Source organism: Tessaracoccus sp. SD287 (assembly GCF_017355265.1).
Lineage (GTDB): Bacteria > Actinomycetota > Actinomycetes > Propionibacteriales > Propionibacteriaceae > Aestuariimicrobium.
In genome coordinates this window covers 17,098-38,191 of the sequence record NZ_JADIJQ010000021.1, presented here as the reverse complement: position 1 = coordinate 38,191, position 21,094 = coordinate 17,098, and the positions used below count along the sequence as shown (strand labels likewise).

Here is a 21,094-nt window from a genome sequence, read left to right as displayed (position 1 = left end):
GAAGCTGGGCAGCCGGAAAGATTCTGGGTGGACGTTCGACCAGCCCGTCACCAGCTGCTGACCTGGTCCAGGGCGTGCTGAAGGTCGGCCGGGTAGGGCGAGCGGAAGGTCACGTATTCGCCGGTGCCGGGGTGGGTGAAGCCGAGCTCGGTGGCGTGCAGCCACTGTCGGGTCAGGCCCAGCCTGGCGGCCAGCACCGGGTCGCTGCCGTAGGTCGGGTCGCCCACGCAGGGGTGTTTGATGGCCTGCATGTGCACCCTGATCTGGTGGGTGCGTCCGGTTTCGAGGTGGATGCGCAGCAGCGTGGCGGCCACGAAGGCCTCGATCGTCTCGTAGTGGGTCACCGATCGGCGCCCGCCGCTGACCACGGCCATCTTCCAGTCCGACCCGGGGTGGCGGGCGATCGGCGCGTCGATGGTGCCAGAGAACGGGTCGGGGTGGCCCTGGACCAGCGCGTGGTAGGTCTTGTCGACGGTGCGGTCGCGGAAGGCCTGCTTCAACACGGTGTAGGCGTGTTCGGACTTGGCCACCACCATCAGTCCCGAGGTGCCGACGTCGAGTCGTTGGACGATGCCCTGGCGTTCGGCCACCCCGGAGGTGGAGATGCGGAACCCTGCCCCGGCCAGGTGCTCGACCACGCTGGGGCCGTCCCACCCGACCGAGGGGTGCGCGGCGACCCCGACCGGCTTGTCGACCACCACCAGGTCGCGGTCGTCGTGGATGATGCCCAGGCCCTCGACCACTTGCGGGGTCACCTGGACGGTGCGTTCGGGCTGGTCGAGGTCGACCTCGAGCATGGCACCAGCGGCCACCCGCTGCGAGGGCTTGTCGACCGCCTGCCCCGCCAGGTGCACGGCCCCGGCGTCGATCAGTTCGGCGATGCGGCTGCGCGACAGCCCGGTGATGCGCGCGGCGGCCGCGTCGACGCGGTCGCCGGCGAGTTCGTCGGGGACGAGGAAGACCGCCATCTCAGGCCCGTTCCCGCGCCGCTTCGCGGCGCGATTCGACCAGTGACCAGATGATGACCAGGACAGCCGAGGAGGTCAGGAAGATGTCGGCGACGTTGAAGATGGCAAAGTTCGGCACCGCGAAGAAGTCGATCACGTGACCTTTGAGCGGGCCGGGAGCCCGCACCAGCCGGTCGGTCAGGTTGCCGGCGATGCCGGCCATGGCCATCCCCAGGACGGCGCCATGGCTGACCCTGGTCACCCGCGGTGCGAGGTAGAGGGCGCAGAACAGCAGCGCCACGATGGCCAGCACCGAGAGGACCTCGGTGAAGGCGGCACCCATCGAGAATGCTGCCCCCGGGTTGCGGATCAGCTTCAACGACAGCCACCCGCCCAGGTAGCTGGGCGGGTTGGCCGGGTCGAGGTGACGGACGGCCTGGACCTTGGTGACCTGGTCGAGCGCGTAGCAGACGGCGAAGACACCGAGCAGGGTGGCCGCGATCGGGCCACGCCGCAGGGTCGCGGCGCGTCCCGCTCGCTGGTCGGCGGTGGTCAACGATTCCGAGGCCACGAGGTCAGCGACGCTCAGCGCGCTGCTTGCAGGTGACGCACATGGTGGCCCGCGGGAAGGCCTGCAGTCGGGCCTTGCCGATGGGGTTGCCGCACGACTCGCACGAGCCGTACTTGCCCTGCTCGAGCATCCGCAGGGCATGGATGTTCTGCTCGAGCATCTCGCGGGTGTTCGAGGCCAGCGACATCTCCTGGTCGCGCTCAAAGTTGGATGAGCCGACGTCGGCCGGGTCACGCCCGGCGCCGTCGGATCCATCGGCCAGGAGTTCGGCGAGTTCAGCCTCGACGACGGCGATCGCCTGCTGCATCCGCTGCACCTCACTGGTGAGTTCCTCGCGCAGCTCGGCGACCTCCTCGGCAGTCCACGGGTCTTCCCCGTCGCGGACTGGCAGCAGGGCGCCCTCGGGTTCCGGGGCGGCCTTGGTGGCGGTCATGGAATCGCACTCCTTGATGATGGAAGGGTTGATGATGGAAGGGAAAAGCCACCGCTGTGGTGACTTGGGATGCAAGATACACCCCCTGTCAAGGCGTCCGGAACGCCGGTGCTGCCGTGGGCGACGGGTCAGCGCAGCAGCCCCCGCGCGGTCGCGGAGTCCGTGCACAGACCGGTGGCCATTCCCGCGGCCAGTGCCACCCGGATGGCCTCCATCTTCGGCGCACCATGGGCCAGCAGCAATCGCCGTTCCACGGTCAGCATGTCGTCCAGCCCCAACCCCAGCACGCGCCGGTCGACGCCGCTGTCGATGCCGGCCCCGCGGGCGTCGAAGAAGCGGGCGGCGATGTCGCCGACGGCACCCTTGGCGGTGAGCTCCTCGCGTTCGGACTGCGACAGGGAGTCCTGCAGTTGACTGGTCTGCCAGTCGAGCGAGCCCACCCCGAACAGGAGCGTGTCGGCCCCCTTGGCCAGCGCCAGCGCCTGCTGCACCTCGGGCAGTGACAACAGGGTGTCGGCGAAGTCGGCCGAGGGCGCCAGCAGCGGGGCGGGAAATCCATAGGCCCGGCCCTGCACCCGACGGCCGAGCCGCTGGGCGAGTTCGCCGGGGTTCACCCCGTGCTGCCAGCCGCCCCATCCCCCGGCCATGGGGACGCAACTGACCGGCTGCCCGCTGGCGTGCTCACGGGTTGCCACCCGGTCGATGGCGCGGCCCAGGGTCGCCGACAGGCCGATCGCCACCAGGCTGCTGGTCGACAGCATCGATTCGATGGCCTCGGCCCCGGCCTGGTCGACAGCAGCACGGGCGGCGTCCACCTCGGGCAGGCTGGGCGCGATCCACACCCGCTGCAGGCCGTACCGGTCGCAGAGGCGTTCGGCCAGCTCAGCGAAGGGTTCGTCGGGAGCGTTGATGCTGATCTCCACCACCCCGGCCGCGCGGGCCTGGGCCAGCAACCTGGTCACCTTGATGCGCGAGACCCCCAGTTCGGCGGCGATCTGCTGGTGGGTCAGGGCGTGCTCGTAGTACAGGCGGGCGGCGTCAATCATGATCCGCGGGACGGCATCGGGGGGCATGCCGTCCACCCTAGATTGAACATATGTACATAGCAAGCGAACTGTTGTACGGTGGCGTGAACGCAGACACAAAGGAGTTGCCATGGAAAAGGTCGTCATCGGCGTCGACGCCGGCACCACCGCGGTCAAGGCTGTCGCCTTCTCACTCTCGGGCGAGATCATCGCCGCCGCCCACCGGTCGGTACCGGTCCAGTACGGCAGGAACGGCGAGGCCGAGCAGAGCCTGCACGACATCTGGCAGGCCGTCGCCGACGGGCTGGTCGAACTGACCGACCAACTGGGTGACAAGCAGGTCATCGGGGTGGGCCTGACCGGTCAGGGCGACGGCGCCTGGCTGTTGGACAAGAACAACGAGCCGTTGCGCAATGCCGCGATCTGGATGGACGGCCGGGCCGGCCGCCGGGTCGAGGCATGGCAGGCCGACGGACGCGGCCAGCGCGTGCTGGACGTCACCGGCACCACCATCTTCCCCGCTCTGGTTCCTGTCCTGCTGGAGGAGTTCGCCGAGCAGGACCCACTGTTCCTGGACTCGATCGGCACGTTGTTCCACTGCAAGGACTGGGTCCGCTTCAAGCTGACCGACGAGCTCTCGACCGACTACACCGAGGCGTCACGCTCCTTCTTCAACGTCGGCACCGGCGCCGGCCATGACGCCCGCCTGGCCGAGGACCTGGGCCTGTCGGCCGTGCTGGGCGCCCTGCCCCAGATCCTGCCGGCCGAGGCCTCCGGAGGTGTCGTCACCGCAGCGGCCGCCGAACGCACCGGCCTGCCCGCCGGCATCCCCGTGGCCGTCGGCATGATCGACGTGGCCGTCACCGGCCCCGGTCTGGGTGCCGTCAATGACGGCGACGCCTGGCTGATCCTGGGCACCACCGGCTTCATCGGCACCCTGCTGCCGTCGGTCGAGGAGCGTCGCACCGACGACTCGATGGTGCTGGCCACCGGCCGCGACCGGCAGGTGCTGGAGTTCCTGGCCCCCATGACGGGCACCCCGAACCTGGACTGGATTCGGACCACCCTCAACTTCGAGGACTGGGCCGTGGCCGAGGCCCAGGCGCGCAGCGCCCATGCCGGCGCCGGTGGCGTGGTCTATTTGCCCTACGCCTCACCGGGCGGCGAACGCGCCCCGTTCCTCGACCCGAACGCCTCGGCCTCGTGGCTGGGCATGAGCATCAGCACCACCCCGGCGCAGATCCTGCGCAGCGTCTACGAAGGTGTCTCGTTCTCGCTGGTCGAGTGCGCCGAGGTGCTCAAGATCCAGGGCGACCTGGTGGTCTCCGGCGGCGGGTTCCGCTCCGACCTGATCTGCGAGATACTGGCCGACACCACCGGCAGCCGGGTCATCCGCCAGGATGCTCCCGAGGCCGGCGCGCGGGGCGCCGCCACCCTGGCGCTGGTCGCCTGCGGCGCCTCCCCCGACATCAAGGGTGCGGCGCAGATGATGCTGACCTCGACCTCGTCGTTCGAGCCGAACACCGACCACGCCGAGATCTACGCCAAGGCCTACGAGGTCTACCGTTCCAGCCGGGACGCACTGCGTCCGGCGTGGTCGTCGATGCGTGCCCTGCGCGCGCTGTCCGACGCCCAGACCGACGCTGAGACCGACGAGCAGACCGGGGTGGACAAGTGAGCACCCCGCACAACTCCGCCCTCATTGAGCAGTTGATCCACGTCGCCGGCAGCGCCGTGCGCGCCGGTCTGGTGCTGGGCTCGGGCGGCAACCTGTCGGCGCGCCTGGACGACGGGACCATCGCCGTCACCGGCAAGGGCACCTGGCTCGACACGCTGCGCCCCGACCAGTTCGCCATCCTCGACCTGGCCGGACGCCAGGTCGGGGGCGCGGTGGCCTCCAGCGAGTGGAAACTGCACACCGCGCTCTACGAGGCCCGGCCCGACGCGAACGCGGTGGTGCACATCCATCCGCAGTTCACCCTGCTGCTGACCGCCCTGGGCCACCAGATTCGTTTCATCACCCAGGACCACGCCTTCTACGTGGGCAGCTACGGCTTCACCAAGTACTACACGAACGGCTCCGACGAACTGGCCCAGACCGCCGCCGACCAGGTGCGTGACGGCACCCACGACGTGGTCGTGCTCGGCAACCATGGCATCGCGGTGGTGGGCGACTCCGTCGAGTCGGCCTACCGGAAGGCGTTGAACATGGAGGAGGCCGCCAAACTCACCTACTACTCCCTGCTGCTCGGCGACAAGGACACCACCTTCCCCGCCGACGAACTGCGAAAGTTGCACCACTCATGAGCACTGACGTCAAGATTCTCCTGCAGGGCGACGGTTTCGTCCTGCCCACCATCCTGCACAGCGCCATCGAGGAGCAGGGCATTGCCGCGAGCACGACGAGCACCAGCAACTCGTGGCCGCTGACGCCGATGGTCGACGTCGGCGGCGTGCGAGAGGCCAATGGTGACCCCGACGACCTGATCGCCGCCCTGCAGGGCCACCAGGTGCTGTTCACCCACACCGCGCCGGTCACGGCGGCCGTGATGGACGCCTGCCCCGACCTGAAGCTGGTGGTGATCTGTCGCGGCGGGCCCGTCAATGCCGACCTGGCGGCGGCCACCGAACGCGGCATCGTGGTCTGCAACACGCCGGGACGCAACGCGAACGCCACCACCGAGCACTCGTTGGCCATGATCCTGGCGGCTGCCCGCCAACTGGCCCAGCGGGACGCCGAGTTGAAGGCCGGGCAGTGGCGGTCCGACCACTACCGCTACGAGGTGGTCAGTCCCGAACTGTTCGGCTCGACGGTGGGCCTGGTCGGCTACGGCGCCATCGGTCGTCGCGTCGCCCAGGTGATGGCGGTGATCGGCGCCCACGTGCTGGTCTACGACCCGTACCTCACCGAGGAACTGCCCGAGGGGATCGAGCAGGTCGACGACCTGGCAGACCTGCTGCGTCGCAGCGACGTGCTGACCATCCACGCCCGTGCCACCGCCGACAATGTCGGGCTGATCGGTCGTGAGCAGATTGCGCTGATGCCGGCCGGCTCGGTGCTGGTGAACTGTGCCCGGCCCTCGCTGCTGGACTACGACGCCCTGTGCGACGCCCTGGACTCCGGCCACCTGTACGCCGCCGCCTGCGACGTGCTGCCCGCCGAGCCCTTGCCGGCCGACCACCGGTTGTTGCACACGCCGAACATCACCCTGACGCCGCACCTGGCCGGCGCCAGCAAGTCGGCGGCATGGATCGCGGCCCGGTTGGGGGCCGCCGACATCGCCGCCTTCCTGCGGGGTGAGCGTCCCCGCCACGTGGTCAACCCTGAGGTCTACGACACGATCGGCTGACCGACCCAACCGGCAAACACGCCAGGACGCACAGGTGGCGCGGAGCTTCTGCTCCGCGCCACCTGTGTGCGTGTCCGGGGGTGCCTCAGCCCTTGTCGGCCAGCAACGCGTCCAGGCGCGGGGTGGCGGACTTGCCGCGCTCGTCAGCGAGCAGCGAGGGCACGTCCTGGGGCTCGAGCTGGTCGCTCTCGACGGCGTCGGCCTGCTTGCGCAGGTGCTCGATCAACGTGCTGCGGTAGGTGCTCTCGAAGCCCCGCAGACGGTCGACCTTGCCCTGGAAGTCGTCGCGTTCACGTTCCAGGGTGCTGAACAGTTCGGCGCGGCGGTTGTCGGCGTCGATGTTGACCTGCTGGGCGTGGGCCTGCGCCTCCCGGGCGAGGCGCTCGGCCTCTTCGCGGGCGGCGGTCTCGATGCGCTCAGCCTCGGCGCGGGCGCTGGCGGTGGTCTCGTCGGCGTCGCGGTCGGCCTCCTGGCGCTTGCGGACGGCCTCGGCCTCCGCCTCTGCGATCAGGTTCTCGGCCTGCTCGCTGGCCAGCTGCACCAGGCGGATGACCACAGGGCTGGCCTGCTCGGAGGTGGTGACCTCGACCCGCTCGACGTTGCCGGTGGTGGTGCTGGTGACCGGTGCCGGCTGCTGGCGGGCCTGCTCCAATTCGGCGGTCAGCTGGCGCTCACGCTGGCGCAGCCGCTCCACCTCGGCGCGCAGTTCGGAGTCGTCCCCCGCCGGGGCGGCGGGGACGTCCTGGCGCGCTGCCTCGAGCTCGGCCTTGAGGCGCTCGACCTCGGCACGCAACTCCTCGTCGGCCGGGGAGTCCCCGGCGGCGACGGTGGCGGAATCATTCTTCAGAGCTTCGAACTGGGCCTTCAGGCGATCATTCTCCTCCAGGATCGAGGTGAAGGTGATGTCAACCTTGTCCACGAAGTCGTCCACCTCGCCGGCGCGATAACCGTCGGTACCGCGGCGAGCGATCGGGAATCGAATAGCGCGCACCTCGCTGAGGCTCAGTGTCATTTCTTCTCCAAAATCAGTGGCCTGGGCCGACCCGGGGGGCGGACACCAGCGGCGGACAACGGCGATCCGGGCAGACGGGGCCGCCCGTGGAACGGAATCAGGCTACCGCAGCCGCCGAAGGCGGGCCAGAAGAGCACCCAGGTTCCGGTGCCGGACCCTTGACCACCGCTTGAGACCCGCGGTCCCGACGCCGGGGTCGGCTCAGAGGAACAACCAGACGACCAGGCGCTGCCCCACGACCAGGGTCAGCCACGCGAACACAAAGGCCAGCGAGAACGAGACCTGTCCGACCCGCAGGTTGGGCATGAACCGGTCATAGAAGTTGATCAACGGGTCGGTCAGCGTGTACACGGTCTCGAAGGCGACCAGTGACGCTCCCCGCGGGGTGAACCCGGGGCTCATCACGGGGACGAACGACATGATCATCCGCACGAAGAAGAGGAACATGTACAGCTCGAGTGCGAGGTTGAGCAGAAGGCCCACCGTGGCCACGGATCCTCCCGGTGATCGGTTCGTCGAGCGAACCGAGTGGTTCAGCTCTGGTTGAAGAAACCACCGGAGGCGATGCGTTGCTTGTCCTCGGCGGTGACGTTCACATTGGGGGGCGACAGCAGGAAGACCTTGTTTGTCACCCTCTCAATGGTGCCACGCAACGCAAAGATGAGCCCGGCGGCGAAGTCGACCAGACGCTTGGCGTCGGCGTCGTCCATCTCGGACAGGTTCATGATGACGGGCACACCGTCGCGGAAGTGCTCACCGATGGTGCGGGCCTCGTTGTAGGTGCGGGGGTGCACCGTGATGATGCGGCTGAGGTCAGCGTTGGCCTGCACGGCGGGACGACTGCTGGGACGGGGTTCCTGCACGGCGGCCGAACCTTCCTGCTGGTGTTCGGGGTGGCGCGGGCGCACCGGCACCGGGGCCGAGGGCTCCACCCGATCGGTGGCGCGATGAATGGGGGTGACGGTCGAGCGCTCGTCGTCCTCGTACACCTGCTCGGTGTACTCCTCGTCGACTGGGTCGTGTCCGTATCGATCGTCGGGCACCAATCCCAGCCAGGCAGCGGCTTTCCTGATTCCGGCCATATGCCTCCCCTTCCACTGGTCGTCGGACCCACGCTAACGGTTCCGGCCCCCCATGGGCGGCAAGCATGGCGCGACACGCGCCAATCGACGTCCGGCGTCAGCGCGAGCGCCAGACCAGACCGCCGAGGCGTCCGGCGTCGTCCCCGTCGCGACGGTGGGAGTGCAGGTCCGACGAGGTCATCGTGCAGGGGTCGAGGCGTACTGCCTCGACGCCGAGTTCGACCAGTTGCAGTTCGGCGCCCAGCCCCAGGTCGAGCGAGGCGGTCCCCCAGCTGGTGGTGGCCACGATCTCGGGATGAGTCGTCGAGACGGCCTCGGCCATCTCGTCGGGCACCTCGTAGCAGTCGCCGCAGACGTGGGGCCCGACCCAGCCCACGATGTCGCGGGCGCCGAGTTCACGCATCCGGGTGACGGTGTTGACCAGCACCCCGTCGAGCAGGCCCACCCGACCGGCGTGGGCGGCGCCGAGCACCCCACGGGTCACGTCGGCGAGCATCACGGGCACGCAGTCGGCGACCCGGATGCACAGCGCGATTCCGGCCAGGGTGGTGACCATGGCGTCGGCCTGCACCAGCGGCGCCTGGCCGGCCGGTGCTCCCAGGTGGGAGCGTCGACCCCACCGGTTGACCAGGTCCTGGTCGACGTCGAGCACCGTCGAGCCGTGCACCTGGTGGGTGGTGACGACGGCTTCGACCCCCATGGCCCGGCGGACCCGCTCGAAGTTGGTCTCGACGTCGGCCACCGTGGACTCGGTGGTGCGACCCAGGTTCAGTGATCCCCGAGGACCCTCAGTGACCCCGGAGTGGCGATCGGTGAAGGCGACGCCCACACCGTTGTTGGTGGGGGCGTCGATCAGGATGCGGAACACGACCCGCGCCTCACTTCATGAAGTCAGGGATGTCCAGTTCGTCCTCGGCGGCCACCGGCTGGCCGAACTGGTTGCGCGGCCGGCTGATCTGCTCGCGGGGCTGCTCGGCGATCGGCTGACGGCTGGTGAGCTGGTCCTGGTCCTGGTGCTGGGCGACCTCGGCGGCGGATGCCCCCTGCGGGGCGCGAGCCTGCTGGTGGAAGGTGGGCTGCGCCTGCTGGGCCGGGCGCTGGTTGCCCAGGTTGCGGGTCTGCAGGCCGAGCTGCTGCCGGGCCGGGGGCGATCCCCCGTCGAAGCCGGCGGCGATGACGGTGACACGCACCTCGTCGCCCAGGGCGTCGTCGATGACCGTACCGAAGATGATGTTGGCGTCCTCGTGGGCGGCCTCCTCGATGAGCTGCGCAGCAGCCGACACCTCGAACAGGCCAAGGTCGGAGCCACCGGCAATCGACAGCAGCACCCCGTGGGCGCCATCGATGCTGGCCTCCAGCAGAGGCGAACTGATCGCCATCTCGGCGGCGGCGCGGGCGCGGTCCTCGCCACGGGCCGAACCGATGCCCATCAGCGCCGACCCGGCGTCCTTCATGATCGACTTCACGTCGGCGAAGTCGAGGTTGATCAGGCCCGGGGTGGTGATCAGGTCGGTGATGCCCGAGACGCCCTGCAGCAGCACGGTGTCGGCCTGCTTGAAGGCGTCCAGGATGGCGACCTGGTGGTCGGTCATCGCGAGGAGCTTGTCGTTGGGGATGACGATCAGGGTGTCGACCTCTTCGCGCAGCTGCGCGATGCCGTCCTCGGCCTGCACCGAGCGGCGCCTGCCCTCGAAGCTGAACGGGCGGGTGACCACACCGATGGTCAGGGCACCCAGCGATCGGGAGATCTTCGCGACGACCGGGGCGCCACCGGTGCCGGTGCCGCCACCCTCGCCGGCGGTGACGAAGACCATGTCGGCACCCTTGAGGGCAGCCTCGATCTCGTCGGAGTGGTCCTCAGCGGCCTGGCGGCCCTTCTCGGGGTCGGCGCCGGCACCGAGGCCACGGGTCAGCTCGCGGCCGACGTCGAGCTTCACGTCGGCGTCGCTCATCAGCAACGCCTGGGCGTCGGTGTTGATGGCGATGAACTCAACGCCCTTCAGGCCAGCCTCGATCATGCGGTTGACGGCGTTGACGCCACCACCGCCGACACCAACAACCTTGATCACCGCCAGGTAGTTCTGGGATGCACTGGCCACTTCGTCCCCGCCTCACTCATTGTCCACTAACAGCCGGATGTCACAGCCGGCACCGTTCCCGAGGTACCGGTCCGTCTCCAGACTTGGGTTCCGGGCCAGCCTATGGAGTGGCCGATTCTGATGTCCATTACCGCCACGCCAGAGGTCGAGAACCTCAACCCTAGGTCGAGACTGGTTCAGCGACTCGTCGGGTGGGCCGGGGCGCTGACGTCGAAGACGGTCGCCTCCACCGCGAGCATCGCCGTCGCGACCTGGGCCTTGGTCGTCGAATCAGCGGCGGAGCCCCAGATGACGCTCTGCCCCCGGTCGAGGACCAGGGTGATCGTGTCGGGGCTGGTGGCGGTGATCTTCTGGACGCGGGCACGCAACTGGTCGGTCAGCGACTGGGCGACAGTGGCCAGGTCGGCCAGGATGCGGGTGTCCTCGGGCGCCTCGACCACGACCAGTCCGGCGCCGGGGGTCGAGGTCTGGTGGAAGACGCTGCCGGTGGCATCGACCCACCTGAAGGTGCCGCCCCGGGCCAGCGCGATGACCCCGACGCGTTCGGTGACCACGATGGCCACGGTGTTCGGCCAGCGGCGCTCGACGGTGACGGCCTGGACGGCGGGCAGGGTGCCCACCCGCTCGGCGATGTGGTCGGTGTTCACCCGGGCCAGGGGCGTGCCCATCGGGACGGCGCCGCGGGCCTCGACCTCGGCGGCGCTGACGACCGTGGTGCCCTCGACCTCGACGGTGGTGGCGGCCAGCAGCGGCGAGAAGCCGACCAGCCAGACCAGGGCCGCCACCACGACGGCGACCAGGGCGCCCACCGCGCCGCGGCGCAGCATCATCCGACGGTTCCTGCTGCGCCGGCGGCGGATCGCGATGCTGGCGTCGGCGATGCTGCCCGGCAGCGCCGCCACCGGCGTCCTGCGAGCCGACGACCTGCCCTTGGCGGACTTGCCCTTCGCGGATGAGCCCTTGGCGGACCTGGACTGTGGGGGCGCCATCACCGCAGGGTTCCCCCCGCCCCCGGGGTGCGCGGGCCGGAGCCGCCGCCGCCGAGTTCGGCGACCAGCAGCGGGCCGACCAGGGTGACGTCGCCAGCGCCCAGGGTCATCACCAGGTCGCCGGGACGGGCGAAGCCGGCGATCCGGCTGGGCAGGTCGAGCTTGTCGGGGACGTAGGTGACGCTGGCACCGTGCTGGCGGGCAGCGCTGGCGATGATCTCGCCGGTGACGCCGGGGACAGGATCCTCGCGGGCGGCGTAGATGTCGGTGACGAAGGCCTCGTCGGCCAGGGTCAGCGCCTGCCCGAACTCGTCGGCGAACTCGATGGTGCGGCTGAACAGGTGCGGCTGGAAGCAGGCCACCAGCCGTCCTCCCGGCGGCACCGCACGGCGGGCTGCGGTGAGTGCGGCGGTCAGTTCAGTCGGGTGGTGCGCGTAGTCGTCGAAGACCTGCACCCCGTTGGGGCTGCCCACCAACTGGAAGCGGCGCAGGGTGCCGGTGAAGCTGGCGGCGCCACGCAGCAGGGCCTCGTGGTCCAGGTCCAGGATGCGGCCCACCGCGTAGGCGGCCGCCGCGTTCTCGAGGTTGTAGCGGCCGGGCACCTGCAACTGCAGCCTGACGGTCTCGTCGGCGAAGCTGAGCGTGCAGCTGGCGCGGGTGCCCTCGAAGTCGAGGTCTGTCAGCCGGACGTCGGCCTGCTCGCTGGTGCCGTAGGTGACCACCCTCAGCCCGCCCGCCCGCAGCCGGGTCGCCAGTTCCGCGGCGCCCGGGTCGTCGATGCCGGCGACCAGGGCCTCCACCCCGGACTGGGAGGCGAACCGCTCGAAGCCCTGCAGGTAGGCTTCGGGGGTGGTCCAGTTGTCGAGGTGGTCGGCCTCCACATTGGTCACCACCGCGATGGACGTCGGGTACTGCAGGAAGCTGCCGTCGGACTCGTCGGCCTCCACCACGAAGGCCAACCCGTCGCCCAAGTGGGCGCTGGTGCCGCTGGCGGCCAGCGGCGAACCGATGACGTAGCTGGGGTCGGCACCGGCAGCGGTCAGCATCACCGCCGTCATCCCGGTGGTGGTCGTCTTGCCGTGGGTGCCGGCGATGGAGATGCCGGTGCGTCCCTGCATCAGCGCGGCCAGCGCCGCCGACCGGTGCAGCACCCGCAGCCCACGCTCGCGGGCGGCCACCAGTTCGGGGTTGCTCTCGCGGATGGCCGAGGACACCACGACGGTGTCCACCTCGCCGAGCTGGTCGGCGGCATGACCGACGTAGGTGGCGATCCCCGCCTCGGCGAGTTGGCGCAGGGTCGGGGAATCGACCTGGTCGGAGCCACTGACCTGGACGCCCAGTTCGTGGAAGAGCCTCGCGATGCCGCTCATCCCGGCACCGCCGATGGCGATGAAGTGGACCCGGCCCAGTTCGTCGGCGGGCGGCACCTGGACTGGAGTGCGTAGACCTGACATCACTTGCTCCCACGGTTGCGAATGGCGCGACGCCCCCGGGCGCGGCCGCGGCTGCCCGCACCGGCGGCGGCGCTGATCACCAGCCTGGCCAGCTCGTCGGCGGCACTGGAACTCATCAGCTGGCGGCCCGCGGCCGACATCTGGGCCAACCGCTCGGGGGCGGCCAGCAACGGCAGCACCTCGTCGAGCAGCCGTTGGGCGCCGAGCTCGTCGTCGGGCACCACCCTGGCTGCCCCGGCCGCGACCAGGGCGACGGCGTTGCGGGCCTGCTCGCCGTTGCCGTGCGGCAGCGGGACGAAGACCCCCGGCAGCCCGACCACGGCAGTCTCGACCACGGTGCCGGCGCCGGAGCGTCCCAGCATCAGGTCGGCGGCGGCGTAGGCCTGCTCCATGCCGTCGACGTAGCCGACCGGCAGGTAGCGGGCCCCGGTGGTCTGGTCGGTGACCTCGACATGGTCGGCGGTGAGGTTCTTGGGTCCCCAGACGTGCAGCACCTGGACGCCGGCGGCCAACAACCGGTCGCGGGCATCGGTGGTGGCCCGGTTGATGCTGCGGGCACCCTGGGAACCGCCGCTGACCAGCAGCGTCATCCGGTCGGGGTCCAGCCCGAGCGCCGCCCGGGCCTGGTCGGCCGACGGGGTGGCGTCCTGCGCCAGGGCACGGATCTCGGTGCGCACCGGCAGCCCGATGAACCGCGCCCCTGGTAGCACCGTGTCGGGGAAGGAGGTGGCGACCGCGGTGGCGAAACGGGCGGCGACCTTGTTGGCCAGGCCCGGCAGGGCGTTCTGTTCGTGGATCACCACCGGGATGCCCAGGCTGCGCGCCGCCAGGTAGGCAGGCATCGAGACGTAGCCGCCGAAGCCGGTCAGGACCTCGGCACGTCGGTCCTGCAGGATGCGGCGGGCCTGGTGCACTGCCCGGCCAAGCCTCAGCGGTACCTTGGCCAGGTCGGCTCCTGGACGCCGCGGCATCGGGACCGGGTCGATCAGGTCGAGTTCCAACCCGGTCTGCGGAATGACGGTGGTTTCCAGGCCGCGGGGGGTGCCGATGCAGCTGAGGTGCACGTCGGTGAGCCGCTGCAACGCCTGGGCGGTGGCGATCAGTGGGGACGTGTGACCCGCGGTGCCGCCACCGGCCAGCACCACCCGTAGTGATCCAGTCATCGAGTCCCTCCCCTTCAGCGCCAGCAGCGGCGCCAGGTGCAAACCTACCCGTCGCGGGTCATCGACGGCTCGAAGCGCGCCCGCGTTGGACGACCGTGGTCACCCGGGGCGCGGTGCCCCCAGCGGACGACCGGGCCGCGATCGCCGCCGGTTCGTGGCGGGCGCAGGCAATCAACAGGCCCGCCGCCAGCAGGTTCGCCAGCAGCGCCGAGCCGCCCACCGAGATGAAGGGCAGCGGCACCCCCACCACCGGCAACAGCTTCATGGCCACGGCCATGTTGATCATGGCCTGCAGCAGCAGCCAGCCGGTGAGGCCACCGGCCAGGACCCGGTGGAACAGGGTGGTGGAGCGGGTGGCAATGCGGAACCCGGCGAAGCCGAGCAGGGTGAACAGCAGGATTACGCCGAGGGTGCCGAACAGGCCCATCTCTTCACCGAGGACGGCGAAGACGTAGTCGTTCTGGGCGCCGTCGTACAGCCCGCCCCATTTCTGCTTGGACGCCCCCAGACCCTGTCCGAACCAGCCGCCGGAGGCCAGGGCGTAGATCGCCGACAGTGGCTGCTGGGACACCGACAGGTCGTCGGCCTCCGGCGGGTTGATGAACAGCATGATGCGATGCATCCGGTTGGGGCTGGAGACGACCAGCAGACCGACGATGGCCGCCCCGGCGGTGGCCAGGGCCCCCAGCACCAGCCAGGGGGTACCGACCAGGTAGAGGATCAGGAAGACGATGCCGACCAGCACCATGCCGGTGCCGAGGTCACCGCCGAGCAGGACCAGGCCGCAGACCACCAGGGCGCCGGGCAGCAGCGGCACCAGCAGGTGCTTGGGTTGGTCAAGCAGCTTCTGTTTGGTCGACAGGACCGCCGCCGCCCACAGGATGACGGCCACCTTCGCGAACTCGGAGGGCTGCAGGCTGATCGGGCCCAGTTCGAGCCAGGCCCGGTTGCCCTTGGTGTCGAGCCCCAGCGGGGTGAACACCAGCCCCAGCAGCACGATGGCGAAGGCGATGGCGGCCCAGCCCAGTGGCTCCAGCAGGCGCTGCTTGAGCATGGCCAGGGCCAGGGCGGCGGGCACGCCGATGACCAGGAAGATGGCCTGGCGCACCGCGTAGTAGTACGGGCTGTTGCCGGTGGACTGTGCGTAGACCGAGGACGAGCTGAGCCCCATCAACAGACCAATGCCGACCAGCAGGGTGACGGCCGAGGCCACCATCCAGGCATCGGAATGGGGGTGGTGCAGGACGTTGTGCCACCAGCCCGGGGTGCGTGCGGCCGTGGCGGTGCGGGCGGATGGGCGGGTGCCCGCGCTGCGTCGGGTGGCCTTGCCGCGGGTGCCGGTGATGGCGTCGAGGGAGGAGCCGCGGCTGATGTCGGTCATACTCGGTTCCTCTCCTCCTCAGCGCTGTGCGTCGCCGCCCAGCAGGTCGTGCACGGCCGCGGCGAAGTCGTCGCCCCGCGCGTCGTAGCCGCTCCACATGTCCTTGCTGGCACACCCCGGCGCCAGCAGGACGGTGTCCCCCGCCTGGGCCAGGGAGGCGGCCGCCGCGACGGCGTGCACCATGGCTCCAGTGTCGCTGGAGTCGACGACGATGACGGGGACGTCGGGGGCGTGTCGGGCAAGTGCCTCGGCGATCAGCATGCGGTCGACGCCCAGCAGCACGGCACCGCGCAGGTGCTCGGCGTGGGCGCTGACCAGGTCGTCGAAGCTGACCCCCTTGGCCTGTCCCCCGGCGATCCAGACGACGGTCTCGAAGGCCCGCAGCGACGAGTTCGCGGCGTGCGGGTTGGTGGCCTTGGAGTCGTCGACCCAGCGGACCTGGCCGTGTTCGGCGACGGTCTGGATGCGGTGCCCGCCCAGGTGCAGGTTCCGCAGTCCTTCGGCGATGGCCTGGGCCGGCACCCCGAAGCTGCGGGCCAGCGCGGCAGCCGCCAGGGCGTTCTCGATGTTGTGGGGGGCGTGGGGCACCACGTCGGTGACCTTGGCCAGTTCCAGGGCGGAGGTCTGGCGCTGCTCCACGAAGGCGCGGTCGACCAACAGGTCGTCCACCACGCCCAGCATGGAGAGCCCGGGCACGCCGAGGGTGAAGCCAATGGCCCGGGCCCCCTCGACCACGTCCGCCTCGGCGACCATCGCCTCGGTGGCGGGGTCGTCGACGTTGTAGACGCAGGAATTGCTGACCAGGTGGAAGATGCGGGCCTTGTCGGCGGCGTAGGCGGCCGCCGGGTCGTCCTCGTGGGCGTACCACTCGAGGTGGTCGTCGTGCAGGTTCAACACGGCCGCCGAGTGCATCCGCAGGGAAGGTGACCAGTGCAGTTGGAAGCTGGACAGTTCCACGGCGAAGACGTCGTAGTCGACCTCGTCGTTGATGGCTTCCATCACGGGCCGGCCGATGTTGCCGACGCAGGCGACGCGCAGGCCGGCGGCCAGCAGCATCGACTCGAGCATCTGGGTGGTGGTGGTCTTGCCGTTGGTGCCCGTCACGGCCAGCCAGGGCACCACCTTGTGGGGGTGCATGAAGCGCCAGGCCAGTTCGGTCTCGCCCCAGATCGGGATGCCCCGTTCGGCGGCCTGGGCCAGCAGCGGCCAGGTGGGGCGCCACCCCGGTGAGGTGACGACCAGGTCGACGTCGGCGGGCAGGGTGGCGGTGGCCCCGGCTCCCAGCGTCACCTCGGCCCCCAGGATGCCGAGCAGCCGGGCCTTGTCCTGGTTCTCGGCGGTGTCGGCGTCGTCCATCACCCGGACGTGGGCGTGACGTTCCAGCAGGGCGTCGGCGGCCGCGAACCCGGAGCGTCCCAGGCCGGCGACCACGACCCGGGCCTGCTGCCAGGGCGACTCGGAGGTGGCCTCGTCCAGCCAGTCGGCGACGCTCACTGTCCGGTCACCCACTCGGCGTAGAAGACGCCCAGGCCGCCGGCGACGAACAGGCCGCAGATGATCCAGAAGCGGATGGTGACGGTGACCTCGGCCCAGCCGGCGATCTCGAAGTGGTGGTGCAGCGGCGCCATCTTGAAGATGCGTTTGCCCTTGCTGAGTTTGAAGAAGCTGACCTGCATGATCACCGAGAGCGTCTCGATGACGAACAGCCCACCCAGGATGACCAGCAGCAGTTCGGTGCGGCTGGTCACGGCCAGCCCGGCCAGGGCGCCGCCGATGGCCAGCGACCCGGTGTCGCCGATGAAGATCTTGGCCGGCTTGGCGTTCCACCACAGGAACCCGAAGCAGGCGCCGGCCAGGGCCATGGCGACCACCGCCAGGTCGTAGGGGTCGCGCACCTCGTAGCAGCGGGGCCCGGCGGTGGAGGTGAACCCGCAGTACTGGTTGAACTGCCAGATGTTCAGGATGCCGTAGGCGGTGAAGACCATGGTCGCCGAGCCGGCCAGCAGGCCGTCGAGCCCGTCGGTGAGGTTGGTGGCGTTGGAGAATCCGGCGATGAGGAACACGATCCAGACCACGGCCAGCAGGAACGGCAGGTGCAGCCAGCTGATGTCACGCAGGAAGGAGATGGCGTTGGAGGCGGGCCGCACTCCCCGGTCGTTGGGGAAGCTGAGCGCCATCACCGCGAAGCTGATGGCCACGAATCCCTGCCCCAGCAGCTTGCCGACAGGGCTGAGGCCCAGCGAGCGTTCCTGCCTGATCTTGGTCCAGTCGTCGAGGAAGCCGATGAAGCCGAGCCCGACGAACAGGTACAGCACCAGGATCGCCGACATGCTCAGGGGGCTCCAGGTGATCAGGTGGGCCAGCAGGTAGGCCAGCACGGTGGCGATCACCACGACGATGCCGCCCATGGTGGGGGTGCCGCGTTTGGTGCTGTGGCTGGTGGGGCCGTCGTCGCGGATGAACTGCCCATAGCCGCGGTGGACCAGCAGCCCGATCAGCAGCCGGGTGCCCAGCAGGGTCCCGACCAGGGCCAGGCCGCCGGCCAGCAGGATGTTCAACATCAGCGGGCCTCCTGGGCCGTCTCGGGTGCCTCGTCGGGGCGGTGGGTCAAGGCGGTGTCCTCTGCATCCTCGGCGTCGGATTCGGCCAGCAACGCCGCCGCCACTCGTTCGAGTGCCAGACCGCGCGATGCCTTCACCAGTACGACGTCCTTCGGGGCCAAATGTAGCGAGGAAGCCTGCTCGGGCGTGCAGGTGGTCGCTGCGGCGCCGCCGGCTCGTGCCCCGGTGACGATGTCGCGGGCATGACCGCCCACGGCGTACACGTGGTCGACCCCGGCGGCCGCGGCCAGGGTGCCGACCTGCTGGTGCAGCGCCGGGGCGTCGTCACCGAGTTCGAGCATGTCGCCCAGCACGGCCAGCACCCGGGCGCCGGGATGGGCGCGGCGGCGGGCGGCGCCGATCTCGGCCACCGAGGCCAGCGCGGCGCGCATTGAGTCGGGGTTGGCGTTGTAGGAGTCGTTGATGACCACGGCGCCGTCGCTGCGTTCCCGCAGCTCCATGCGCCACGGGGAGCGGTGCTCCAGGGCATTGAGGGTGGCGGCGACGACGTCGACGGGCACGGCAACGGCGATCGCGGCGGCGGCGGCGGCCACGGCATTGGCGACCTGGTGACGACCGATCAGGGCCAGCTGCACGGGACGCACGGTGACTCCGTCAGCGGTGTGCACGGCCAGGTCGAAGTGGTAGCGACCCACGTCGTCCGCCCCGAGGTTGCGGGCCTGGACCAGCAGCCCGGACGCGTCGGTTGCCGGGTCGAGGGTCGCGTCGGGGTCGACGCTGAACCAGGCCAGCCTGGCCCGGGTGCGTGGTGCCATGGCGGCCACCCGGGGGTCGTCGCGGTTCAGCACGGCCCAGCCGTCGGCGGGCAGGTCGTCGATGATCTCGCCCTTGGCCGCGGCGATGGCCTCGACCGAACCGAACTCGCCGAGGTGGGCGGTGCCGACGTTGAGGACCATGCCGAGGTCGGGCGCGACCAGGCTGCACAGCCAGGCGATGTGGCCGGGGCCGCGGGCCCCCATCTCGCTGACCAGGTAGCGGGTGGAGTCGTCGACCCGGCAGGCCGTCAACGGGACGCCGATCTCGTTGTTGAACGAGCCGACCGGTGCAATGGTCGGGGCATGGGACTCCAGCAGCTGGGCCAGGATGTCCTTGGTGCTGGTCTTGCCCGAGGATCCCGTGACGGCCAGCACCTGCAGGCCGTCGGCGTGGGCCTCGGTGATGATGGCCCGGGCCAGCGCGCTCAGCGCGGCGACGCCGTCGGGGGTTTCGATCTCGGTGGCGGTGGTGTCGCTCGACCGGCTGACCAGCACCGCGGCGGCACCGGCGTCGGCGGCCTGCCCGGTGTAGTCGTGGCCGTCGGCCCGGTCGCCGGGTAGGGCGACGAACAGCGCGCCGGGGGTGGCCCGGCGGGCATCGACGACCACGTCGGGGCCGACCTGGACGTCGGCGTCACCGCGGACGCGGCCGCCGACGGCGCGGCTGATCCAGGCTGCTGGGCGTGGTCTCATGAGGTGACTCCTGACTGGTGGGGTGCCACCGCGGCCCAGGCCTCGCGGGCCACTTGCACGTCGTCGAAGTCGACGATCCGGTCGGCCAGCTGCTGGCCCTGTTCGTGTCCCTTGCCGAGCAACAGCACGGCGTCGTCGGGACCGGCAGCGGCCAGGGCACGCTCGATGGCGGCGCGGCGTCCGGGTACCTCGACGACCTCGGCGGGCAGCCCCACCGTGCCCGAGATCACGGCGGCGCGGATGGCTGCGGGGTCCTCCGAGCGGGGGTTGTCGTCGGTGACCACCACCAGGTCGGCCACCCCGGCCGCGGCGCGACCCATCTGGGAACGTTTCTCGACGTCCCGGTCACCACCGGCGCCCAGGACGGCAATGAGGCGACCCGGCACGGTGACCGCTGCCAGTGCCTCGGCGACTGCCTGCGGGGTGTGGGCGAAGTCGACGACCACCTGCGGGGCACGCTCACCGAGGGGGACGCGCTGCATGCGTCCCGGCACGCTCGCATGCCGCAGACCGGTGGCGGCGGTACTGGCGTCCAGGCCGGCGGCGTGCACCATGGCGATGGCCAGGGCGGCGTTGGTGACGTTGTAGTCGCCGGGCATGGGCAGGTCGAAGGTGACGGGGGTGCCGGCCACGTCGAGGGTGACCTGCTGGTGGTCGGGGGTGACGATCGACTCGAGGATGCGCACGTCGGCGTCGCTGGCGCGCCCCACCGTGGTCAGCGGCCGGTCGGTGACCAGGGCGGCCAACCTGCGGCCCCAGTCCTGGTCAATGCAGACCACCGCGTGCTGACAGCTGGCCCCGGTCAGGGCATCACCGGTGAACAGGGACGCCTTGGCCGCGAAGTAGTCGTCCATGTCGTGGTGGAAGTCGAGATGGTCACGGCCCAGCATGGTGAACCCGGCCACGGCGAAGGTGGTGCCGGCGACGCGCGACAGGGCCAGCGCATGGGACGAGACCTCCATGGCGATGGCATCGGCGCCCCGCTCGATCAGGCTGGCGAACAGGTGCTGCAGGTCGGGTGCCTCCGGGGTGGTGACCGTCGAACTCGTCCACGGCACCGCGGCCCCGTCCAGACGGACCCCGAGGGTGCCCACCGTGCCGACGTGTCGGCCCAGGGCACTGAGCGCGGCCTCGAGCAGGAAGGTGGTGGTGGTCTTGCCGTTGGTCCCGGTGACGGCGAACATCGGCACCTGCCGACAGGGGCTGGCGAAGAAGGCCTGCGCCAGCAGCGCCATGGCCTGGCGGGGGGTCGGGCTGGTGACCACGGGCACCCGGGTGGCACCGATCAACGCGGCACCCTCGGCGTCGGTGAGCACGGCGGCCGCGCCCTGCTCGATCGCCGTCCGGGCGAAGTGCGCCCCGTGGGTGCGGGCCCCCGGCATGGCCAGGTACAAGTCGCCGGGGCCCACCCGACGCGAGTCAAAGGTGAGGCCACTGATCACCGGGTCGGGGGTGCCGACCGGCGGCGCGGTCAGCCCGGCGGCAGCCAGCAGGTCGTGCAGGGTCCAGACGTCCGGCG

18 protein-coding genes and 2 pseudogenes are annotated in these 21,094 nt (G+C 70.4%); 3 read left to right on the top strand and 17 right to left on the bottom strand.

The annotated features are described in order from the left end of the window. Positions 1-47: 47 nt before the first annotated feature. From IPV09_RS09605 to IPV09_RS09590, 4 genes are all read right to left on the bottom strand, one after another. Entirely contained in the window at positions 48-968 is a 921-nt protein-coding gene (locus IPV09_RS09605) for an RluA family pseudouridine synthase (protein ID WP_207475021.1), read from the bottom strand. Between the two features lies 1 nt (position 969). Next, the gene (locus IPV09_RS09600; RefSeq protein WP_370590275.1) at positions 970-1,464 is read right to left on the bottom strand and encodes a signal peptidase II; all 495 of its coding nucleotides are present in this window, start codon (positions 1,462-1,464) and stop codon (positions 970-972) included. Between the two features lie 58 nt (positions 1,465-1,522). Next, positions 1,523-1,951: a TraR/DksA C4-type zinc finger protein gene (locus IPV09_RS09595; protein ID WP_207475019.1), complete on the bottom strand. Its 429-nt coding sequence runs from the start codon at positions 1,949-1,951 to the stop codon at positions 1,523-1,525. A gap of 128 nt (positions 1,952-2,079) precedes the next feature. Continuing rightward, the gene (locus IPV09_RS09590) at positions 2,080-3,024 is read right to left on the bottom strand and encodes a sugar-binding transcriptional regulator (protein WP_207475018.1); all 945 of its coding nucleotides are present in this window, start codon (positions 3,022-3,024) and stop codon (positions 2,080-2,082) included. A gap of 82 nt (positions 3,025-3,106) precedes the next feature. On the opposite strand from IPV09_RS09590, the gene IPV09_RS09585 reads away from it, so the two are divergent. From IPV09_RS09585 to IPV09_RS09575, 3 genes are read left to right on the top strand one after another with little or no spacing between them, the layout of a single operon-like run. Then, positions 3,107-4,654, top strand: coding sequence for an FGGY family carbohydrate kinase (locus tag IPV09_RS09585; RefSeq protein WP_207475017.1), 1,548 nt, complete (start codon positions 3,107-3,109; stop codon positions 4,652-4,654). Continuing rightward, positions 4,651-5,283 (top strand): class II aldolase/adducin family protein, encoded by a 633-nt coding sequence (locus IPV09_RS09580; RefSeq protein WP_207475016.1) that lies wholly within the window; start codon positions 4,651-4,653, stop codon positions 5,281-5,283. The genes IPV09_RS09585 and IPV09_RS09580 overlap by 4 nt, the downstream gene beginning before the upstream one ends. Then, entirely contained in the window at positions 5,280-6,326 is a 1,047-nt protein-coding gene (locus tag IPV09_RS09575) for a 2-hydroxyacid dehydrogenase (RefSeq protein ID WP_207475015.1), read from the top strand. Before IPV09_RS09580 ends, IPV09_RS09575 begins: the two co-directional genes overlap by 4 nt. A gap of 85 nt (positions 6,327-6,411) precedes the next feature. On the opposite strand, the gene IPV09_RS09570 is transcribed toward IPV09_RS09575, so the two are convergent. The 13 genes and pseudogenes from IPV09_RS09570 to IPV09_RS09510 form a co-directional block, all read right to left on the bottom strand. After that, positions 6,412-7,338 carry a DivIVA domain-containing protein gene (locus tag IPV09_RS09570; RefSeq protein WP_207475014.1) on the bottom strand — a complete coding sequence of 309 codons (927 nt, stop codon included), beginning with the start codon at positions 7,336-7,338 and terminating at the stop codon, positions 6,412-6,414. Positions 7,339-7,539: 201 nt separating this feature from the next. After that, a complete protein-coding gene (locus IPV09_RS09565) occupies positions 7,540-7,821 on the bottom strand; it encodes a YggT family protein (RefSeq protein WP_370590271.1) in 282 nt (93 codons plus the stop codon). 50 nt (positions 7,822-7,871) lie between these two features. Continuing rightward, positions 7,872-8,144: pseudogene (locus IPV09_RS14670) on the bottom strand (cell division protein SepF); the annotation flags it as partial. Between the two features lie 373 nt (positions 8,145-8,517). Further along, the gene (locus tag IPV09_RS09555) at positions 8,518-9,288 is read right to left on the bottom strand and encodes a polyphenol oxidase family protein (protein WP_207475012.1); all 771 of its coding nucleotides are present in this window, start codon (positions 9,286-9,288) and stop codon (positions 8,518-8,520) included. A gap of 282 nt (positions 9,289-9,570) precedes the next feature. Further along, positions 9,571-10,519: pseudogene (gene ftsZ / locus IPV09_RS09550) on the bottom strand (cell division protein FtsZ); the annotation flags it as partial. A 176-nt stretch (positions 10,520-10,695) separates the two neighbouring features. Further along, positions 10,696-11,508, bottom strand: a complete 813-nt coding sequence (locus IPV09_RS09545; protein ID WP_207475010.1) for a cell division protein FtsQ/DivIB — start codon at positions 11,506-11,508, stop codon at positions 10,696-10,698. Continuing rightward, positions 11,508-12,962 carry a UDP-N-acetylmuramate--L-alanine ligase gene (gene murC / locus IPV09_RS09540; RefSeq protein WP_207475009.1) on the bottom strand — a complete coding sequence of 485 codons (1,455 nt, stop codon included), beginning with the start codon at positions 12,960-12,962 and terminating at the stop codon, positions 11,508-11,510. The genes IPV09_RS09545 and murC overlap by 1 nt, the downstream gene beginning before the upstream one ends. Next, complete coding sequence (gene murG, locus IPV09_RS09535; RefSeq protein WP_207475008.1) at positions 12,962-14,125, bottom strand: undecaprenyldiphospho-muramoylpentapeptide beta-N-acetylglucosaminyltransferase; 1,164 nt, start codon at positions 14,123-14,125, stop codon at positions 12,962-12,964. Before murG ends, murC begins: the two co-directional genes overlap by 1 nt. A gap of 58 nt (positions 14,126-14,183) precedes the next feature. Continuing rightward, positions 14,184-15,341: a putative lipid II flippase FtsW gene (gene ftsW / locus IPV09_RS09530; RefSeq protein ID WP_207475032.1), complete on the bottom strand. Its 1,158-nt coding sequence runs from the start codon at positions 15,339-15,341 to the stop codon at positions 14,184-14,186. Between the two features lie 183 nt (positions 15,342-15,524). Next, positions 15,525-17,015 carry a UDP-N-acetylmuramoyl-L-alanine--D-glutamate ligase gene (gene murD / locus IPV09_RS09525; protein ID WP_207475007.1) on the bottom strand — a complete coding sequence of 497 codons (1,491 nt, stop codon included), beginning with the start codon at positions 17,013-17,015 and terminating at the stop codon, positions 15,525-15,527. Next, positions 16,997-18,067, bottom strand: coding sequence for a phospho-N-acetylmuramoyl-pentapeptide-transferase (gene mraY, locus IPV09_RS09520; RefSeq protein WP_207475006.1), 1,071 nt, complete (start codon positions 18,065-18,067; stop codon positions 16,997-16,999). Before mraY ends, murD begins: the two co-directional genes overlap by 19 nt. Further along, on the bottom strand, positions 18,067-19,575 hold the full coding sequence (murF, locus tag IPV09_RS09515) for a UDP-N-acetylmuramoyl-tripeptide--D-alanyl-D-alanine ligase (RefSeq protein WP_207475005.1): 1,509 nt from the start codon (positions 19,573-19,575) through the stop codon (positions 18,067-18,069). The genes mraY and murF overlap by 1 nt, the downstream gene beginning before the upstream one ends. Next, positions 19,572-21,065 carry a UDP-N-acetylmuramoyl-L-alanyl-D-glutamate--2,6-diaminopimelate ligase gene (locus IPV09_RS09510; protein ID WP_370590274.1) on the bottom strand — a complete coding sequence of 498 codons (1,494 nt, stop codon included), beginning with the start codon at positions 21,063-21,065 and terminating at the stop codon, positions 19,572-19,574. Before IPV09_RS09510 ends, murF begins: the two co-directional genes overlap by 4 nt. Between the last annotated feature and the right edge of the window lie 29 nt (positions 21,066-21,094).